Consider the following 300-nt stretch of genomic DNA (forward strand, 5'->3'; position numbering starts at 1 on the left):
CGGTTAGACTACCGACTTCGGGTCCCCCCGGCTCTCATGGTGTGACGGGCGGTGTGTACAAGGCCCGGGAACGTATTCACCGCGGCATGCTGATCCGCGATTACTAGCAATTCCGGCTTCACGCAGGCGGGTTGCAGCCTGCGATCCGAACTGAGACTATTTTTGTGAGGTTTGCTCCACCTCGCGGTATCGCTTCTCTCTGTTAATAGCCATTGTAGTACGTGTGTAGCCCAGGTCATAAAGGGCATGATGATTTGACGTCATCCCCACCTTCCTCCGTTTTGTCAACGGCAGTCTCGC

General features: G+C 55.7%; 1 rRNA gene. It reads right to left on the bottom strand.

Features of this window, described 5'->3' with window-relative positions:
• Nucleotides 1-300 (bottom strand): 16S ribosomal RNA (locus WS42_RS15090); the annotation flags it as partial.

It is taken from the genome of Odoribacter sp. N54.MGS-14 (genome assembly GCF_000980295.1).
In the GTDB taxonomy this organism is placed as follows: domain Bacteria; phylum Bacteroidota; class Bacteroidia; order Bacteroidales; family Marinifilaceae; genus Odoribacter; species Odoribacter splanchnicus.